The sequence below is a fragment of the Frigoribacterium sp. Leaf172 genome (assembly GCF_001424285.1).
GTDB lineage: Bacteria > Actinomycetota > Actinomycetes > Actinomycetales > Microbacteriaceae > Frigoribacterium.
This window is the reverse complement of record NZ_LMPB01000007.1, coordinates 13,795-28,610: the sequence shown is the minus strand read 5'-3', so window position 1 is coordinate 28,610 and position 14,816 is coordinate 13,795. Positions and strand designations below refer to the sequence as shown.

Genomic DNA, 14,816 nt, shown 5'->3' with positions numbered 1-14,816 from the left:
TCGCGAAGATCACCGTCGCGACCGAGTAGTCGGCGCCGCTGCGGCGGCACCACCCGATCACGACGACAGGGGCCCCGGCCCCGTGCCGGGACCCCTGTTGCCGGTGGAACCCCACCCCGCCAGCCCTCACCAGGCCGGCAGGGTGGGGTTTTCCCGTACCCGCCCGCGGCCGGCCGCCCCGGTTCGCCCGGGTCAGACGGCCCGAGGTCGGGCGGCCACCGCGCGGCGCTCGCCCCGGATCGCCTCCGACGGGGTTGACTGGGCGGGTGCTCGTCTGCGTCGTCGTCCCCGTTCGAGACGATGGCGCCCTGCTCGACGCGTGCCTGAGGTCGCTGGCGCGGCAGACCCGCGTCCCCGACGAGGTCGTCGTGGTCGACAACGGCAGCACCGACGACACCGTCGAGGTCGCCCTCCGTCACGGCGCCCGGGTCGTCACCGAGTCCGAGGTGGGCATCGCGGCCGCGTCGAGCACGGGATACGACTCGACGACGGCCGATCTGATCGGTCGCTGCGATGCGGACAGCGTCCTGCCGCGCCACTGGGTGGCCGAGCTCGTCGCGACCTTCGAGGGCGACGACGACGTGCTGGCCGTCAGCACGAACGCCCGCTTCTACGACGCTCCGATCCTGACCGGTGCCGCTCTGTCGACGTTCTACGTGGGCGCGTACCACCTGATCGTCGGGGCGGGGCTCGCGCACTGGCCGCTCTTCGGATCGACGATGATGATGCGCCGTTCCGCCTGGCTGCGGGTGCGCGACGTGGTGCACCGTCACGACGTCATGCTCCACGACGACATGGATCTGGCCGTGCACCTCGGTGATCTCCAGCTCGCCGGGCAGGGGCGCATCGCCTATCGGCACGACGTGGTCACCGGCATCTCCGCGCGGCCCCTGAGCGTCCGCAACGACCCCTGGCTGCGGACCTACCGCGCGCTGCACTCCTTCTCGGTGCACGGCGTCGACGGGCGGCCCTGGTGGCGCTGGCTGCGGGCCGATCCGGCCGGTCTGTTCCGGCGTCTCGGGTTGACGCGGAAGGTCGACGCGATCGACGTCGTCTCGGGAGGGGGGCACCTGCCGACGGAGGTGACGCGGCACGAGAGAGCCGCGCCTCCCGCATCCTCCCGAGGAGGCGCGGCCTCGGCCGATCGCGCCCGTCGCGACGGGCAGCGGGACGGCCCCCGCGACGGCACCGAGCGCGAGGGGTCCGCCCGCGACGTCAGCCGCTGACGGAGGCGCCCGGGTGCCGCGTCGTCGACGCGGCGTCGCCGAGCGGACGATCGGCGGTGCGCAGCCGGCTCCGTGCGGTGAGGAACGGCAGGGCGAGGCCCGCGACGAGGGCGCCGGCGCCGCCCGAGACCAGGTCGCCGAGGGTGTCGTCGTAGCCGACGTAGATGGCGTCGTCGACGATGTTGTGCCCCCACCACTCGCCGATCTCCCAGAGGACCCCGGTGGCGAGGCCGACGGCGACCGTCGAGACGATCAGACCGGCGCGGTGCCCGTGCGACGGCAGGAAGCCGACGAGCTGCGCCACGATGACGGCCAGCGCGGCGAGCACGCCGTTCAGGGCGACGTGCACGACGATGTCCCACCCGTCGACGCGGGTGTAGAGCTCGAACACGCTGCTCCAGGCGGCGACGAGCACGGTCACGCCGACCATGACGTCGAATCCGGCGCGCACACCGAGGAACCTCGGGACGAGCACGGCTGCGAGGGCCAGCATCAGCACGGCGATCTCGACGAACCCCCAGCCGATCCCGACGACCACGACGCTGAGCGCGGCCAGGGCGCGGACGGCGTCGGCCGCCCACTCCATCGGGCGGGTCGGGCGCTGCACGAACGTGTCGATCATGAGTCCATTGGACTCGCCCTCGCGGCGTCGCGCCCGATCCCGGCCCGCATCGTGCCCGGATCGTGAGACGACGACGCGCCGCCCTCACCTCGCAGCGACCCGACCGAGCGGGTCGGTCGGGTCGCCGCGAGGAGCGGGACGGCGCGGAGTGGGTCGGCTCGACTCAGCGGTCGCAGGGACTCAGCGGCCGAAGCGGCGACGGAGGCGCGGAACGGCGACCAGCGCGGTGCCGAGCGCCAGCAGCGCAGCGGCGCCGGCGATCCAGAGGCCCTGGTCGGCGCCCGTGTAGGCCAGCGTCCCGTCCGGGCGCTGCACCACGGTGGTGCCGCCTCCCGCCGGCACCACGGCCGGGGGAGTGGTGGCGCTCGGGGTCGGCTCGGCGGCTGCGGCCTCGGCGACCGAGAACGGCGCGAACTCCGACGAGTCCGAGAAGTAGGCCTGCTCGTCGTCGAGCACGAGCTGCGAGAGCGCGGCGAAGTCCCCCGCGGGCAGGATGAACTGCGCGGTGAAGGTGCCGTCGGCGGCCACGGGGACGATCGCGACCGCGACCTGCTCGTCGGGGTCGTAGGCGACGGGCGCGGTGTCGAAGGGGATGTCCTCCGTGTCGCCCGAGGCCGCGGCGACGCTCTCGCGCACCGCGTCCTCCTCGTCGAAGGACGCCAGGAGATCGACGATCTCGCCGTCGGCGACCAGCACGCCGGCCGCGGACCCGGGGACGGCGTCCGCGCCGGTGATGGTCACGATGCCGGCCGTCGCGCCGGTCGGGACGGAGAGGGTCGGGGCGGGGACGCGCTCGCGCACGTCGATCTCGGCCGACTCCGAAGCGCCACTGGCATCGGAGACGGTGACGGTGATCACGCCGAGGTCGAGGTCCTCGGGGATGTCCATGTCGAAGGAGACCTCGCCCGCGGAGTCGAAGACGAAGTCCTCCTCGTACGAGTAGACGGTGAACGACGTCGACGGGGTCACGGCCGGGCCGGTGACGTCGACCGAGACGGCGTCGTCGTCCGCGAAGCCGTAGGCGTAGACGGACACGGTCTCGCCGGGCGTGGCGACGGAGCTGAAGACCTCGACCGTCGGCTCCGAGTCCTCGCCGGGCACGACGACGACCGAACCGGGCGTGGGCGTCGGCGTGGCCGACGGGGTCGGCGCGGGCGTCGCGCTCGGCGCGGGCGTGGCGCTCGGGGCGGGTGCGGGTGCGGCGGCGGGGCGCTGCCCGACGACGACCGTGCCGCCGGTCGTGTCGCCGGCGTCGGCGGCCGGGGCGGCGGGGTCGGCCGGGGCGACGGTGCCCGGATCGGTCGGCACGGCGACCGGGGTCGCCGTGGGGCCGACGCTCACGACGTCGGTCGGAGCCTCGGCGGTGGGCGTCTCGGCGGCGAGGGCGGCGGTCGGGGCGAGGACCATCGCGGCGACGAGCGCGGCGGCGCCGGCTCCCGAGCGGAGGCGGTGTGATCTGGGCATGCGTGTTCCCCCTGGAACGGTCGTGCACCTCGAGCGGGCGCGTCGGTCCGAACCTAGGTGACGCGGGGGTGGCCGCACGGCCCCCTGTTCGAGTCGACGGGGACTCCGACGCCGGATCGTTGCCGATCCGTCCCCCGTCAGCGCGCCTCCGGGGGACGTTCCGCCTCTCGCCCGGCCGGCCAGCGCAGCACGGCGTGCACCGGGTCGTGGTCGGAGGCGGCGGCCCCGCCGTAGCGCGGGGCGCCCACGCCGGCGGTCGAGACCTCGGCGTCGGGGCTGACGAGGATCCAGTCGAGTCGGCGGCCTCCGGGCCGCGGCGGGCCGTAGTGCGACCAGCTGCCCCACCCGGGGTCGACGAGGTGGTCGGCCGCCGTCCGCGCGTCGACCAGGAGGCCCCCGCGGGTCAGCTCGTCGTGCGAGGGGGAGTCGTCGCGGGCGTTGAAGTCGCCGAGCACCACGACCGGGCCGTCGAGACCCTCCACGACGGCGCGCAGCCGACGGGCCGAGTCGAGTCCGGCCCGACGCGAGAACGGGTCGACGTGCACGGCGATGACATGGAACCGCGCCCCGGTCGCGCGGTCGGACAGCTCGACCTGCACGACCACGCGGGCGAACAGTGCTCCCGGCCCGCGCGACCCCGGCACGTCGGGTCGATCCGACATCCACCAGATGCGCGACGAGAGCACGCTCGACCGCTCGGCGTCGACGTGGATCTCGACCCGTTCGTCACCGCGGCGGCGATCGCGTCCGCTGCCGATCGCCGTGTAGCGGTCGCCGAGCATCGCGGCGAGCTCCGCCGACTGGTCGGGCATGACCTCCTGCACGGCGAGGACGGCGGGCGACTCGGACTCCAGGAGGCGCGCCACCAGCGGGGCCCGCCGGCTCCAGCGATCGGGGCCGCCGGGTCGCAGAGCGGGCAGCCGCCGTCGCAGATTGAACGTCATGACGTGCAGATCGGGCGCGGGCGTCGGGCCGATGGTCGGCCGATCGTCGCCAGCGCCCGGCGCGACGGTCATGCCGTCACGAGGCCGGGCCGAGCAGCACCGCGACGGTCGCCGCCGTCATGCCGACGATGAAGAACAGCGTGCCGCCCTGCATGGTCAACGTCTTGTTGCGGTCCGCCGTGGGCACGTCGACCTCGAGGATGGGGCAGCCCGACCAGCCGATCAGCCCGATGCTGAGGGCGACGAGGCCGAACGCGGCCCAGAACAGCACGGCGAGCCCGGTGGGCAGCACGCTCGGTCGCCAGCCCGACGAGACCAGCAGGCCGAGCCCGACGGCGACGCTCCCCACCGCGGCCATGAACCACAGGGTCCCCGTCCACATGATCCGCTGGACGTTCTTCTCGGGCGACATCAGGTCGTTCTGCACATTCTGCACGAAGATATCTTGCGCCTGTCGTCGACCGTCCGCGCACCACGACCGTGGGATCAGTCCGTGAAGATCGCTCCGACGGGCTCCCGCTTCTCGGCCTGGAACCGATCCTCGGCGCGTCCGAGGGCCCAGTAGGCCGACAGCGAGAGGGCGGTGCGGTCGAGTCGCCAGTCGTCCTGCAGCACGGCCCGCGCCTCCTTCATGGCTCCCCGCTCGCCATGGGCGAAGACGGTCACCGGCCCCGTGGGGGTCTCGAGCGAGCGCAGGGCGGCGATCAGCAGCGACCCGGGCGTCGCGGCGCCCCGTCGGTGCAGCCAGCGGAGCTCGACGCCCGACGGGCGGGCGAGGTCGAGCTCGTCGTCGGGGGTGTCGACCTCGACGAGGGCGAGCCCGTGCGCGTGCTCGGGCATCGACTCGAGGGCCGAGGCCACGGCGGGCAGGGCCGAGTCGTCGGCGAGCAGCAGATGCCCCACCTCGGGGTCGTCGCTCGGCGACCAGAGTCCGCCGGGGCTCGACATGGAGAGCCGGTCGCCCGGTCTCGCGGCGAGGGCCCACGGGCCGGCGACCCCCTCGTCGCCGTGCACGACGAAGTCGATCGCGATGGTGCGGGCGACGCGATCGACGAGCCGGATCGTGTACGTCCGCCGCACGGGCAGATCGCCGGGCGACAGCTCGGAGCGCAGGGCGTCGAGGTCGAACGGCGGCTGCAGCCCGAGTCCGGGTCGTGCCAGCAGGAGCTTCACGTAGCGGTCGGTCGCGGCGAGCTGCTCGCCGCCCGCGTCGGCGAACTCGTCGAAGGCCGGCCCGCCGAGGTGCACGCGCACGAGGTGCGGCGACACCCGCTCGGTCCGGTCGACGACGAAGACGTGCTGCGTCCGAGCCGGCCGCCGAGGAGGCGCGGTGCCGGTCGCCGCCGCCCCTCCGGTCGCGGAGTCCCCGGTCGTCATCGCGTGGTCGCCGCCTCGAGCAGCGGGACCAGCTGCTCGAGGGCGTAGTCGCGGGCGAGCGAGGTGCCGAGCGAGTAGGCGGACGAGATGTCGCCGTCGATGACGACGTCGTGTCCGGCCGTCACCGCGTCGAGCTGCTTCCACTGGGGGTCGTCGGTGATCTCGGTGGTGTCGATGAAGATCGGGAACGCCACGATCACGTCGGCGTCGATCAGGTCGAGCTGCTCCGACGAGATGCTGACCGAGAAGCCGCTCGAATTCGGGGTGAGGGCGGCGATCTCGGGGTTCTGGTCGAAGCCGAGCTCCTCGAGCAGGTCGACCCGCTCGGATCCCTCGATGTAGGCGCCCCAGCCCTCGCTGGTCTTCGTGGCGGCGGTGACGGTGAGGTCGTCCCACTCGGGGTGCGCGTCGGCGGTGGCCTCGACGGCCGCCTCGCTCCGCTCGACGAGCCGGTCGCCTTCGGCCTCCTCGCCGAGGGCGGTGGAGACGAGGTCCATCTGGTCCTCGAAGTCGGTCAGGTAGTTCGCGCCGCCCTCGGGCACGCCGATGGTCGTGGCGATGCTCGACAGACGGTCGTAGCGCTCCTGGTCGCCCGAGCCCTTCGTGTCGAGGATGATGTCGGGCTCGAGGGCGGCGATGGCCTCGTACGAGGGCTCCAGGGTGCCGATGATCTCGGGCGACGTGTCGTACAGGCCCTGCGCCCACGGCCCGACGCCGTCGTTCTCCTCGCCGAAGGCCAGCCAGTCCGACGCTCCGACGGGCTGCACGCCGAGGGCGAGAGCGGTCTCGGCGTCGCCCCAGCCGAGGGCGACGACGCGCTGCGGCTTCTCATCGATCCGGACGTCCCCGAAGGCCGTCTCGACCGTGACGGGGAACCCGCCGGAGGCGCCTCCTCCGCCCGAGCCGGAGCCCGAGTCGGAGTCGGAGTCGGAGTCGGCCGAGCACCCGGCGAGGGCCAGGGCGGCGACGGCGAGGACGGAGACGAGGGGGAGTGTGCGGCGCATGAGTTCCTAGGGAGATCGGGGTGGTGGGGAGGAGGACGAGGTGGGCGACCGGGGTGATGCGGACGACCCGCGGGTCGGTCGGCGGAGGGTCGTCCGCCCCGCCGTCAGCCGGCAGCGGCTCGACCGCGCGGCCAAGAGGTGAGGTTAGCCTAAGCTAATCCGCATGGCGATGTCCCGGACGCTCGGGGTCGACCGCGCCCCCCGGCCGGCCGGCGCGCTCCGACGACGACGCAATCGGGTCGCAGCGCTCGCAGCGGCCGTCGCGCTCCTCGTCGTCGCCGTCGTCCTGGGCCTCGCGGTCGGCGCCCGTCCGGTCGCCTTCGACGAGGTCGTGCGGATCCTCGTCGGCGCGACGTCGCGTGACACCGCCGACGCCGTCGCGGTGCTCGATCTCCGTCTGCCCCGCACCGTCGCGGCCATCGTCGCCGGAGCGGGTCTCGGGGTGGCCGGCGCCGTCGTGCAGGCCGTGACCCGCAATCCCCTGGCCGACCCGGGCATCCTCGGCGTCACCTCCGGCAGCGCGTTCGCGGTGGCCCTCGCCGTCGGGTTCCTCGGGGTGACGTCCGCGAGCGGCTGGGTCTGGTTCTCGCTGGTCGGGGCCGGTCTCGCGACGGTCGCGGTCTCGCTCATCGGGGGAGCGGGCCGAGGAGGCGGTGGCCCGGCCCGTCTGACCCTCGCCGGTCTCGCGCTCGGCTCGGTCCTCGCCGGCATCACCTCGTCGATCGTGCTGGCCGACCCGCGCCGCTTCGACGCCGTGCGCGCCTGGGAGGTCGGCTCGCTCGCCGACCGCGGCTGGGAGCCCGTGCTCACCGTGCTGCCGTTCGTCGGCGCGGGGCTCGTGGTGGCCCTGCTCGCCGCCCGTCCTCTCGACGCAGTAGCTCTCGGCGACGAGCACGCCTCGTCGGTGGGGGTGTCGGTGCCGGCCGTCCGGCTGGTCTCGCTGATCGTCGTCACCCTGCTCGCCGGAGGCGCGACCGCCGTGGTCGGCCCCATCGCGTTCGTGGGGCTGATCGTGGCGCACGCCGCCCGCGGTCTGGTCGGGCCGAGTCAGCCCTGGATCACCGGGCTCTCGGCCCTGCTCGGCCCCGCGCTGCTGCTGCTCGCCGATGTGATCGGGCGGGTCGTCGCCCCTCCGGGCGAGTTGGCCGCCGGACTCGTCACCGCCGCCGTCGGGGCGCCGGTGCTCATCGCGATCGCCCGACGCCGACGAGGGGTCGGCGCATGACCGCCGGTGCGCGCGGCCCAGCCGTGAGCGGTCGGCGCCTGACGACGGCCAGGAGGCGCGGGGTCGCGACCCTGACGCTCGCCGGGGTCGCCCTCGTGGTCGCCCTCGTCGCGCTCGGCATCGGCGACTACCCCCTCAGCCCCCTCGAGGTCGTCCGCGCCCTGACCGGCACCGACGGCTTCGCGTCGACGATCGTCCTCGAATGGCGTCTGCCGCGGGTGCTCGCCGCCCTCGTGTTCGGCGCCGCCCTCGGCGCCTCGGGCGCGATCTTCCAGTCGCTGACGCGCAACCCCCTCGGCTCGCCCGACGTGATCGGGTTCTCGACCGGCGCCTACACCGGGGCGATCATCGTGATCGTGTCGGGGGCCTCGTCGTCGCTCGGCACCGCCGGCGGCGCTCTCGCCGGGGGGCTCGCCACGGCGCTCGCCGTGTACCTCCTGGCCTACCGCGGGGGCGTCCCGGGGCTCCGGCTGATCATCGTCGGCATCGGCGTGACCGCGCTGCTGCACTCGGTCAACAGCTGGCTGCTGCTCCGAGCCCAGAGCGAGGTCGCCCTGACCGCGTCGTTCTGGGGTGCGGGATCGCTCGCGCTCGTCGGCTGGTCGCAGCTCGTCCCCGCCCTCGTGCTGCTCGCCGTGCTGACCCCACTCGTCGTGGCCCTGTCGCGCCCGCTGCGCCAGCTCGAGCTCGGCGACGACGCCGCGCGCTCGCACGGGCTCCGGGCCGAGGGCTCGCGACTCGCCCTCGTCGTCGTCGGGGTCGCCCTGACCGCGGTCGTGACGGCGAGCACGGGCCCGATCGCGTTCGTCGCGCTCGCGGCGCCTCAGCTCGCCCGGCGACTCGTCCGGTCGGCCGGGGTCCCCCTGGTCGCCGGGGCGGTGACGGGAGCGGTGCTGCTGCTCGTCGCGGACCTGGTCGCCCAGCACATCGCCTCGAGCCCGGTGCCGGTCGGGCTCGTCACACTCGTCATCGGCGGGGTCTACCTGATCACGCTGCTCGTCGGAGAGAGCCGGAGGTCCGCATGACCGATCACACGGGCGACACGGCCGGCACGGGAGCGACGGCCGGCACGGCCGGCACGGCAGGCGCGGTGCCCGCGAGCGGTGCGGCCGATGCTTCGGTCCGTCTCGAGGCCCGGTCCGCGCATCTGGCCTACGACCGCCGCACCGTCAGCCAGTCCGTCGACGCCGTGGTCCGCGACGGCTCGTTCACGGTGATCGTCGGGCCGAACGCCTGCGGGAAGTCGACGCTCCTGCGGGCCTTCGCGCGCCTCCTGAGGCCCCGCTCGGGGTCGGTTCTGCTCGACGGGCGCGACCTCGCGACCGTCCCGCCGAAGGAGGCCGCCCGCCTCGTCGGCCTGCTGCCGCAGACCTCGACCGCGCCCGAGGGCATCACGGTGGCCGAACTCGTCGCCCGCGGCCGCTATCCGCACCAGGGGCTGTTCCGGCAGTGGACGGCGACGGACCGCGAGGCCGTCGACTCCGCGCTCGCCGAGACCGATCTCGCCGAGCTCGTCGACGTCCCCGTCGACGAGCTCTCGGGGGGTCAACGGCAGCGCGTCTGGGTGGCCATGGCGCTGGCGCAGCAGACCTCCGTGCTGCTGCTCGACGAGCCGACCACCTACCTCGACATCGCGCATCAGTACGACCTGCTCGACCTCTTCGCGCGACTGCACGCGCAGGGCACCACGGTGGTCGCGGTGCTCCACGACCTGAACCAGGCGGCGCGCTACGCGACCGACCTGATCGTCATGCGAGACGGCGACGTCGTCGCGACGGGTGCGCCCGCCGACGTGCTGACCGAGCGTCTCGTGGCCGAGGTCTTCGATCTGCCCTGCCTCGTCGTGCCCGACCCCCTCACCGGCACGCCGATGGTCGTCCCCCGGCCGCGCCCCGGCACCCGCTGAGCCCGCCCGGGGGGAGGATGTCCTCATGAGGATCGAACTCGACGGCCTGACCGCACTCGTCACCGGATCGACCCAGGGCATCGGGTTCGCCATCGCCCGCGGGCTGGCCGCGGCAGGGGCCCGGGTGATCGTCAACGGCCGCTCGGTCGAGTCCACGACCGCGGCCCGAGCGCGCCTCCTCGACGAGCTGTCCGGCGAGGCGGACTTCGCCGCCCTCGACCGCGACGTGCAGGAGGCGCGGGTCGTCACGCTCGCGGCCGATCTCGCCACCGAGGCGGGCGCCCGTCAGGCGCTCTTCCAGCACCCCGACGTCGACGTGCTGGTGAACAACCTCGGCGTCTTCGGCTCGGCCGATCCGCTGAGCATCGACGACGACGAGTGGCGGCGCTACTTCGAGACGAACGTGCTGTCGGCCGTGCGACTGACCCGCGCCTACCTGCCGGGCATGATGGCCAGGGGGTGGGGTCGCGTCCAGTGCATCGCGAGCGACTCGGCCGTCGTCACGCCGGTCGAGATGATCCACTACGGGGTGTCGAAGACCGCGCTGCTCGGGGTGTCGCGGGGATTCGCGAAGGCCGCGGCCGGCACCGGGGTGACGGTCAACAGCGTCATCGCGGGCCCCACGCACACGGGCGGCGTCGAGGAGTTCGTGCGCGAGCTGGTCGGTCACGACCTCCCATGGGACGAGGCGCAGCGCGAGTTCATGCGGAAGCACCGGCCGCAGTCGTTGATCCAGCGACTCATCGAGCCCGACGAGATCGCCAACATGGTCGTCTACCTCAGCTCGCGTCTCGCCTCGGCGACCACGGGCGGCGCCCTCCGCGTCGACGGCGGCTACGTCGACGCGATCCTCCCCTGAGCGCGACGTCATGACGGGTCCCGGTGCCCGGGAATGGCCTAGGTTCGTACGGGCGTTGCACCCGGAGGCGAGAACAGCCCGCCGGACGACCCGAGACCGCGCCTCGTGCGCAGAGGAGACATCGTGACCCAGCCCAAGATGAACGTCGAGTCCTTCAACCTGGACCACCGCACCGTCGCGGCCCCCTACATCCGCGTCGCCGACCACAAGACGCTGCCGAAGGGCGACACGATCACCAAGTTCGACGTGCGCTTCACGCAGCCGAACGAGGCGCACCTCGAGATGCCCGCCGTGCACTCGCTCGAGCACCTCTTCGCCGAGCACTCGCGCAACCGCTCGAACGACGTCATCGACTTCTCGCCGATGGGCTGCCAGACGGGCTTCTACCTGATCCTGCAGGGCACCCCCGAGATCGATGACGTCATGGCGCTGGTCGAGGGCACGCTGACCGACATCACGACGGCGACCGAGGTGCCGGCGGCCAACGAGACGCAGTGCGGCTGGGGCGCGAACCACTCGCTCGAGGCCGCGCAGGAGGTCGCCCGCGGGTTCCTCGCGGCCCGCGACCAGTGGTCGACCGTCACCCGATGAGCCACGGAGCCGCCGTCCCGCCGGTCATCGTCGTCGTGGCCATGAGCGACGAGGCTCAGCCGTTCGTCGACCGCGCCGCGAGGGTCGACGACGCCGTCGCGGTCGGCGGCTCGCTGCAGCGCGTCGTCGAGATCGACGGCGTCGAGCTGCTGCTCGTGCAGGGCGGCATCGGCTTCGTCAACGCCGCCGGGGCCACGACCTCGGCGATCGTCCGGGCGGGCGCCCTCGAGGGGGTCGTGCCCACCGTCGTCAGCGCGGGCACGGCGGCCGGCATGGGTCACGGCATCGGGATCGGCGACGTGGTCGCCGGCGGCGAGTACGTCAACCTCGACGCCGACGCCCGGGTCTTCGGCTACCGCCTGGGCCAGGTGCCGGGCATGCCGGCCAGCTTCCACGCCGACGAGGCCCTGATGGAGGCGGCGCTCGCGTACGGCGCGTCGGTCGCGTCCCCCGACGGCTGGGCCGTCCGCCCCGGGCTCATCGCGTCGAGCGACGCGTTCATGACCGCCGACCGGGTCATCGGTGTGCGCCGCGCCTTCGCCGACGTGGTGGACGTCGACGCCGTCGACATGGAGTCCATGGCGATCGCGCAGACCTGCCACGTGCACCGGGTGCCGTTCGTGTCGGTCCGGGGCATCAGCGATCTCGCGGGCCCCGACGCCCACGACGTGCACGACGAGAACCTCGCGCTGACGGCCGGTCGGTCCGCCGACGTCGCCCTGGCGCTGGTTCGGGGTCTCGCGGGCCGCTGACCGGCTCGACCCGCGCCTCCTCGACTCCCGGCACCCTCGTTCGGGGGACACGCTCGCCCCCAGAAGTGCCCACTGTGCACAGGGTGCACGTCTCCCTATGTTCTCCCTAAGAGTTTTCTCGGTTGAACGACAGGGGTCCACTTCGTGAAGAATCGCCACATCAGCGCGATCGGGGGTGCGGCGCTCGCGTCGCTCCTCGTCGCCTCGCTCGCCTCGCCGGCCGTCGCCGCGCCGACGTCGCCCTCCGCAGGCTCCTCCGCATCCGGCGTCACGGGCGGGATCGCCTCGGCTCCCGGCGCGGACGGCCAGCTCTCGCCGCGCAGCCGCGACGACCGCCCCGACCCGGCGGCCGAGGCCCAGCGCGAGCTGAACCGCGAGGCGGTGGCGCGCGTCGTCACCGGTCAGGCCGAGCCTCAGCAGCGCAGCGCGCGCAGCGACACGCAGTCGGTCCAGATCAAGCCCGGTCAATGGGCCCAGTACGGCGTCGAGTCGAGCGACCAGATCCTGTCGTTCCTGATCGACTTCGGCGACGAGGTCGACCCCCGCTACCCCGACGCGCCGGCCGGCCCGATCCACAACGAGATCGCGAAGCCCGACACGGCGAACGACAACTCCACCTACTGGACGAACGACTTCAGCCGCGGCCACTACCTCGACATGTTCTTCGACACGCAGGGCGAGTCGCTGAAGGGCGTCTACGAGGAGATGTCGAGCGGCCGGTACACCGTCGACGGCGACGTGAGCGACTGGGTCACCGTGCCGTACTCGTCGGCGAGCTACGGCGAGACCGAGAGCCAGGCCGACATGACCCGCTTCGTGCAGGACAGCGCCGACGCCTGGTACGACGACCAGATCTCCCGCGGCAGGACCCCGGCGCAGATCACCGAGTACCTGCAGACCTTCGACCGGTGGGACCGCTACGACTACGACGGCGACGGCGTCTTCGACGAGGCCGACGGCTACATCGACCACTTCCAGGCCATCCACGCCGGCGAAGGCGAGGAGGCGGGGGCCGACTCGAGCGCGATCTGGTCGCACCGGTGGGCGGTCGGTCAGGATTCGGAGGGGACGGCGGGCCCGGCGGTCAACCCGTTCGGCGGCGTGAAGATCGGCGACAGCGAGTTCTGGGTGCGCGACTACACGACCGAACCCGAGAACGGCGGCCTCGGGGTCTTCGCGCACGAGTACGGTCACGACCTCGGTCTTCCCGACCTGTACGACACGAGCGGGGGCGAGAACGGCACCGGCTTCTGGACGCTGATGAGCTCGGGCTCGTGGCTGGGTCACGGCGACGGGGCGATCGGCACGACGCCGAACCAGATGGGCGCCTGGGAGAAGCTGCAGCTCGGCTGGCTCGACTACGAGATCGCGGTCGGCGGCCCGAAGGCGGCGAAGTCCACGCACCAGATCGGCCCGTCGTTCCACGCGACGAAGAAGCCGCAGGCCGTCGTCGTCACGCTGCCCTTCGACAAGAAGGGCAACGCCCGCTTCTACCTCGCCGAGAACCGTCAGTACGGCGGCTACGACGACACCCTGCGGACGGGCCCGTACAACTTCGGCTGGCTCGAGTCGCAGCCCGACCGCGTCGAGCACTTCCCTTATCAGGACGGCCTCAGCATCACCTACTGGGACAGCGCGCAGTCGGACAACAACACCGCGCAGCACCCGGGTGCCGGTCTGGCGCTGCCCGTCGACGCGAACCCGAAGGCCCTCACCTGGTCGGACGGCTCGATCGCCCGCAACCGGATCCAGAGCTTCGACTCGACGTTCGGCATCCAGCGGACCGACCCCATCACGCTGCACCGTGAGCTCGGCGGCGCCTCGCTGACCCTGACGGCACCGGCGCGGCCCGCGGTCTCGATGTTCGACGACACCGACCCGCTCGCCTACTACGACGCGTCGAACCCGCAGGGCTCGGTCGAGGTCGCCGGGTCGGGCACGACCATCCAGGTGCTGCAGAGCAACAAGCAGGGGATGATGACGATCCGCGTCGACTAGTCGACGGCGGGGAGCACGAAGGAGGCGCGGGTCCTGTGGATCCGCGCCTCCCGTCGTCGCCGGGTCAGCGCGTGGCGCCCTGGTGCAGGTGGTCGATCAGCGTGGCCTTCGTCGCCCGCGACACACCGGACAATCCGGCCTCGCGGGCGAGCTCCCGCAGCTGGACGAGCGTCATCGCGGTGAGATCGCGTGCCGGGTCGGTCTCGGTGTCGTCGGCGACGCCCTCGTCGACGGTGACGGCGTGAGGCAGCGGGGGGACGAAGAGCGACGACGGCGGGGACGAGACGGCCGGCGGGAGGCTCTTCGACGCGGCGGCGGAGGTGGCCCCGGAGTCCGAGTCCGCGCCGGACCTCTTCTCGTCGGACTTCTTCGACTTCTCATCCGACTTCTTCTTGTCGGACTTCTCGTCGTCGGACTTCTTGGCGTCCGACTTCTTCGAATCGGACTTCTTCGAGTCGGACTTCCTGCCGTCGGACTTCTTCGAGTCGGACTTCTTGCCGTCCGACTTCTTCGAGTCCGACTTCTTCTCGTCGGCCCGTTCCCCCCGGCCCGTCTCGCCCGATGCCGACCTCTTGTCGTCGTGCTTGCGGGCGACCGCGTCGCGCTCCGCCCGGAGCGACGCGACGGTCTCGTCGTCGAGGAAGTCGACGAACGGGTTCGGCTGACCCGTCTTCGCGGCGACGATGGCCGTGTAGGAGGCCGCCGCCGAGCGGACCTTGGCCGTGGCTCGACCGGCGCGTTTCGACGATGTCGGGCGCTCGGCCGTGACGGCCGCATGCTTCTCGAGTGCGTCGATGAGATCTCTGAGGGCTGTCTTGATCTTTTTGCTCACGGGGTCATTGTCGACC

General features: G+C 73.0%; 15 protein-coding genes. 8 read left to right on the top strand and 7 right to left on the bottom strand.

Annotation, left to right across the window (positions count from 1 at the left end; translation table 11 throughout):
• The first annotated feature begins 266 nt into the window (after positions 1-266).
• A complete protein-coding gene (locus tag ASF89_RS15155; protein WP_055816398.1) occupies positions 267-1,226 on the top strand; it encodes a glycosyltransferase family A protein in 960 nt (319 codons plus the stop codon).
• Here the strand turns inward: ASF89_RS15155 and ASF89_RS15150 are convergent.
• The 6 genes from ASF89_RS15150 to ASF89_RS15125 all read right to left on the bottom strand — a co-directional run bounded on the left by ASF89_RS15150 (position 1,216) and on the right by ASF89_RS15125 (position 6,637).
• Complete coding sequence (locus ASF89_RS15150; RefSeq protein WP_055816394.1) at positions 1,216-1,848, bottom strand: hypothetical protein; 633 nt, start codon at positions 1,846-1,848, stop codon at positions 1,216-1,218. The two genes, ASF89_RS15155 and ASF89_RS15150, sit on opposite strands and share 11 nt — an antisense overlap.
• Before the next feature lie 180 nt (positions 1,849-2,028).
• A complete protein-coding gene (locus ASF89_RS15145) occupies positions 2,029-3,312 on the bottom strand; it encodes a hypothetical protein (protein WP_055816391.1) in 1,284 nt (427 codons plus the stop codon).
• A 137-nt stretch (positions 3,313-3,449) separates the two neighbouring features.
• Entirely contained in the window at positions 3,450-4,328 is an 879-nt protein-coding gene (locus ASF89_RS15140; RefSeq protein ID WP_055816387.1) for an endonuclease/exonuclease/phosphatase family protein, read from the bottom strand.
• Positions 4,329-4,332: 4 nt separating this feature from the next.
• Entirely contained in the window at positions 4,333-4,692 is a 360-nt protein-coding gene (locus tag ASF89_RS15135) for a hypothetical protein (RefSeq protein ID WP_156357463.1), read from the bottom strand.
• 50 nt (positions 4,693-4,742) lie between these two features.
• Positions 4,743-5,633: a siderophore-interacting protein gene (locus ASF89_RS15130; protein ID WP_055816381.1), complete on the bottom strand. Its 891-nt coding sequence runs from the start codon at positions 5,631-5,633 to the stop codon at positions 4,743-4,745.
• The gene (locus ASF89_RS15125) at positions 5,630-6,637 is read right to left on the bottom strand and encodes an iron-siderophore ABC transporter substrate-binding protein (protein WP_055816378.1); all 1,008 of its coding nucleotides are present in this window, start codon (positions 6,635-6,637) and stop codon (positions 5,630-5,632) included. Before ASF89_RS15125 ends, ASF89_RS15130 begins: the two co-directional genes overlap by 4 nt.
• 163 nt (positions 6,638-6,800) lie before the next feature.
• Between ASF89_RS15125 and ASF89_RS15120 the strand changes: the two genes are divergently transcribed.
• From ASF89_RS15120 to ASF89_RS15090, 7 genes are all read left to right on the top strand, one after another.
• Positions 6,801-7,862 carry an iron ABC transporter permease gene (locus ASF89_RS15120; protein ID WP_156357464.1) on the top strand — a complete coding sequence of 354 codons (1,062 nt, stop codon included), beginning with the start codon at positions 6,801-6,803 and terminating at the stop codon, positions 7,860-7,862.
• Positions 7,859-8,887: an iron chelate uptake ABC transporter family permease subunit gene (locus ASF89_RS15115; protein WP_082490102.1), complete on the top strand. Its 1,029-nt coding sequence runs from the start codon at positions 7,859-7,861 to the stop codon at positions 8,885-8,887. Before ASF89_RS15120 ends, ASF89_RS15115 begins: the two co-directional genes overlap by 4 nt.
• Entirely contained in the window at positions 8,884-9,768 is an 885-nt protein-coding gene (locus ASF89_RS15110) for an ABC transporter ATP-binding protein (protein WP_082490101.1), read from the top strand. The genes ASF89_RS15115 and ASF89_RS15110 overlap by 4 nt, the downstream gene beginning before the upstream one ends.
• 25 nt (positions 9,769-9,793) lie before the next feature.
• Positions 9,794-10,627: an SDR family NAD(P)-dependent oxidoreductase gene (locus ASF89_RS15105; protein ID WP_055816374.1), complete on the top strand. Its 834-nt coding sequence runs from the start codon at positions 9,794-9,796 to the stop codon at positions 10,625-10,627.
• 138 nt (positions 10,628-10,765) lie between these two features.
• The gene (locus tag ASF89_RS15100; protein WP_055801953.1) at positions 10,766-11,218 is read left to right on the top strand and encodes an S-ribosylhomocysteine lyase; all 453 of its coding nucleotides are present in this window, start codon (positions 10,766-10,768) and stop codon (positions 11,216-11,218) included.
• Positions 11,215-11,970 carry a 5'-methylthioadenosine/S-adenosylhomocysteine nucleosidase gene (gene mtnN, locus ASF89_RS15095; protein ID WP_082490111.1) on the top strand — a complete coding sequence of 252 codons (756 nt, stop codon included), beginning with the start codon at positions 11,215-11,217 and terminating at the stop codon, positions 11,968-11,970. Before ASF89_RS15100 ends, mtnN begins: the two co-directional genes overlap by 4 nt.
• 144 nt (positions 11,971-12,114) lie before the next feature.
• The gene (locus tag ASF89_RS15090; protein WP_082475436.1) at positions 12,115-13,968 is read left to right on the top strand and encodes an immune inhibitor A domain-containing protein; all 1,854 of its coding nucleotides are present in this window, start codon (positions 12,115-12,117) and stop codon (positions 13,966-13,968) included.
• A gap of 64 nt (positions 13,969-14,032) precedes the next feature.
• Here the strand turns inward: ASF89_RS15090 and ASF89_RS15790 are convergent, their stop codons facing one another.
• The gene (locus tag ASF89_RS15790; RefSeq protein ID WP_156463453.1) at positions 14,033-14,800 is read right to left on the bottom strand and encodes a Rho termination factor N-terminal domain-containing protein; all 768 of its coding nucleotides are present in this window, start codon (positions 14,798-14,800) and stop codon (positions 14,033-14,035) included.
• Between the last annotated feature and the right edge of the window lie 16 nt (positions 14,801-14,816).

Bases quoted from the DNA above. Each gene is read 5' to 3' on its own strand.
- ASF89_RS15105 (WP_055816374.1), top strand. From the start codon at position 9,794: ATGAGGATCGAACTCGACGGCCTGACCGCACTCGTCACCGGATCGACC.
- ASF89_RS15100 (WP_055801953.1), top strand. From the start codon at position 10,766: ATGAACGTCGAGTCCTTCAACCTGGACCACCGCACCGTCGCGGCCCCC.
- ASF89_RS15110 (WP_082490101.1), top strand. From the start codon at position 8,884: ATGACCGATCACACGGGCGACACGGCCGGCACGGGAGCGACGGCCGGC.
- ASF89_RS15145 (WP_055816391.1), bottom strand. From the start codon at position 3,312: ATGCCCAGATCACACCGCCTCCGCTCGGGAGCCGGCGCCGCCGCGCTC.
- ASF89_RS15140 (WP_055816387.1), bottom strand. From the start codon at position 4,328: ATGACCGTCGCGCCGGGCGCTGGCGACGATCGGCCGACCATCGGCCCG.
- ASF89_RS15115 (WP_082490102.1), top strand. From the start codon at position 7,859: ATGACCGCCGGTGCGCGCGGCCCAGCCGTGAGCGGTCGGCGCCTGACG.
- ASF89_RS15150 (WP_055816394.1), bottom strand. From the start codon at position 1,848: ATGATCGACACGTTCGTGCAGCGCCCGACCCGCCCGATGGAGTGGGCG.
- mtnN (WP_082490111.1), top strand. From the start codon at position 11,215: ATGAGCCACGGAGCCGCCGTCCCGCCGGTCATCGTCGTCGTGGCCATG.
- ASF89_RS15120 (WP_156357464.1), top strand. From the start codon at position 6,801: ATGGCGATGTCCCGGACGCTCGGGGTCGACCGCGCCCCCCGGCCGGCC.
- ASF89_RS15125 (WP_055816378.1), bottom strand. From the start codon at position 6,637: ATGCGCCGCACACTCCCCCTCGTCTCCGTCCTCGCCGTCGCCGCCCTG.
- ASF89_RS15130 (WP_055816381.1), bottom strand. From the start codon at position 5,633: ATGACGACCGGGGACTCCGCGACCGGAGGGGCGGCGGCGACCGGCACC.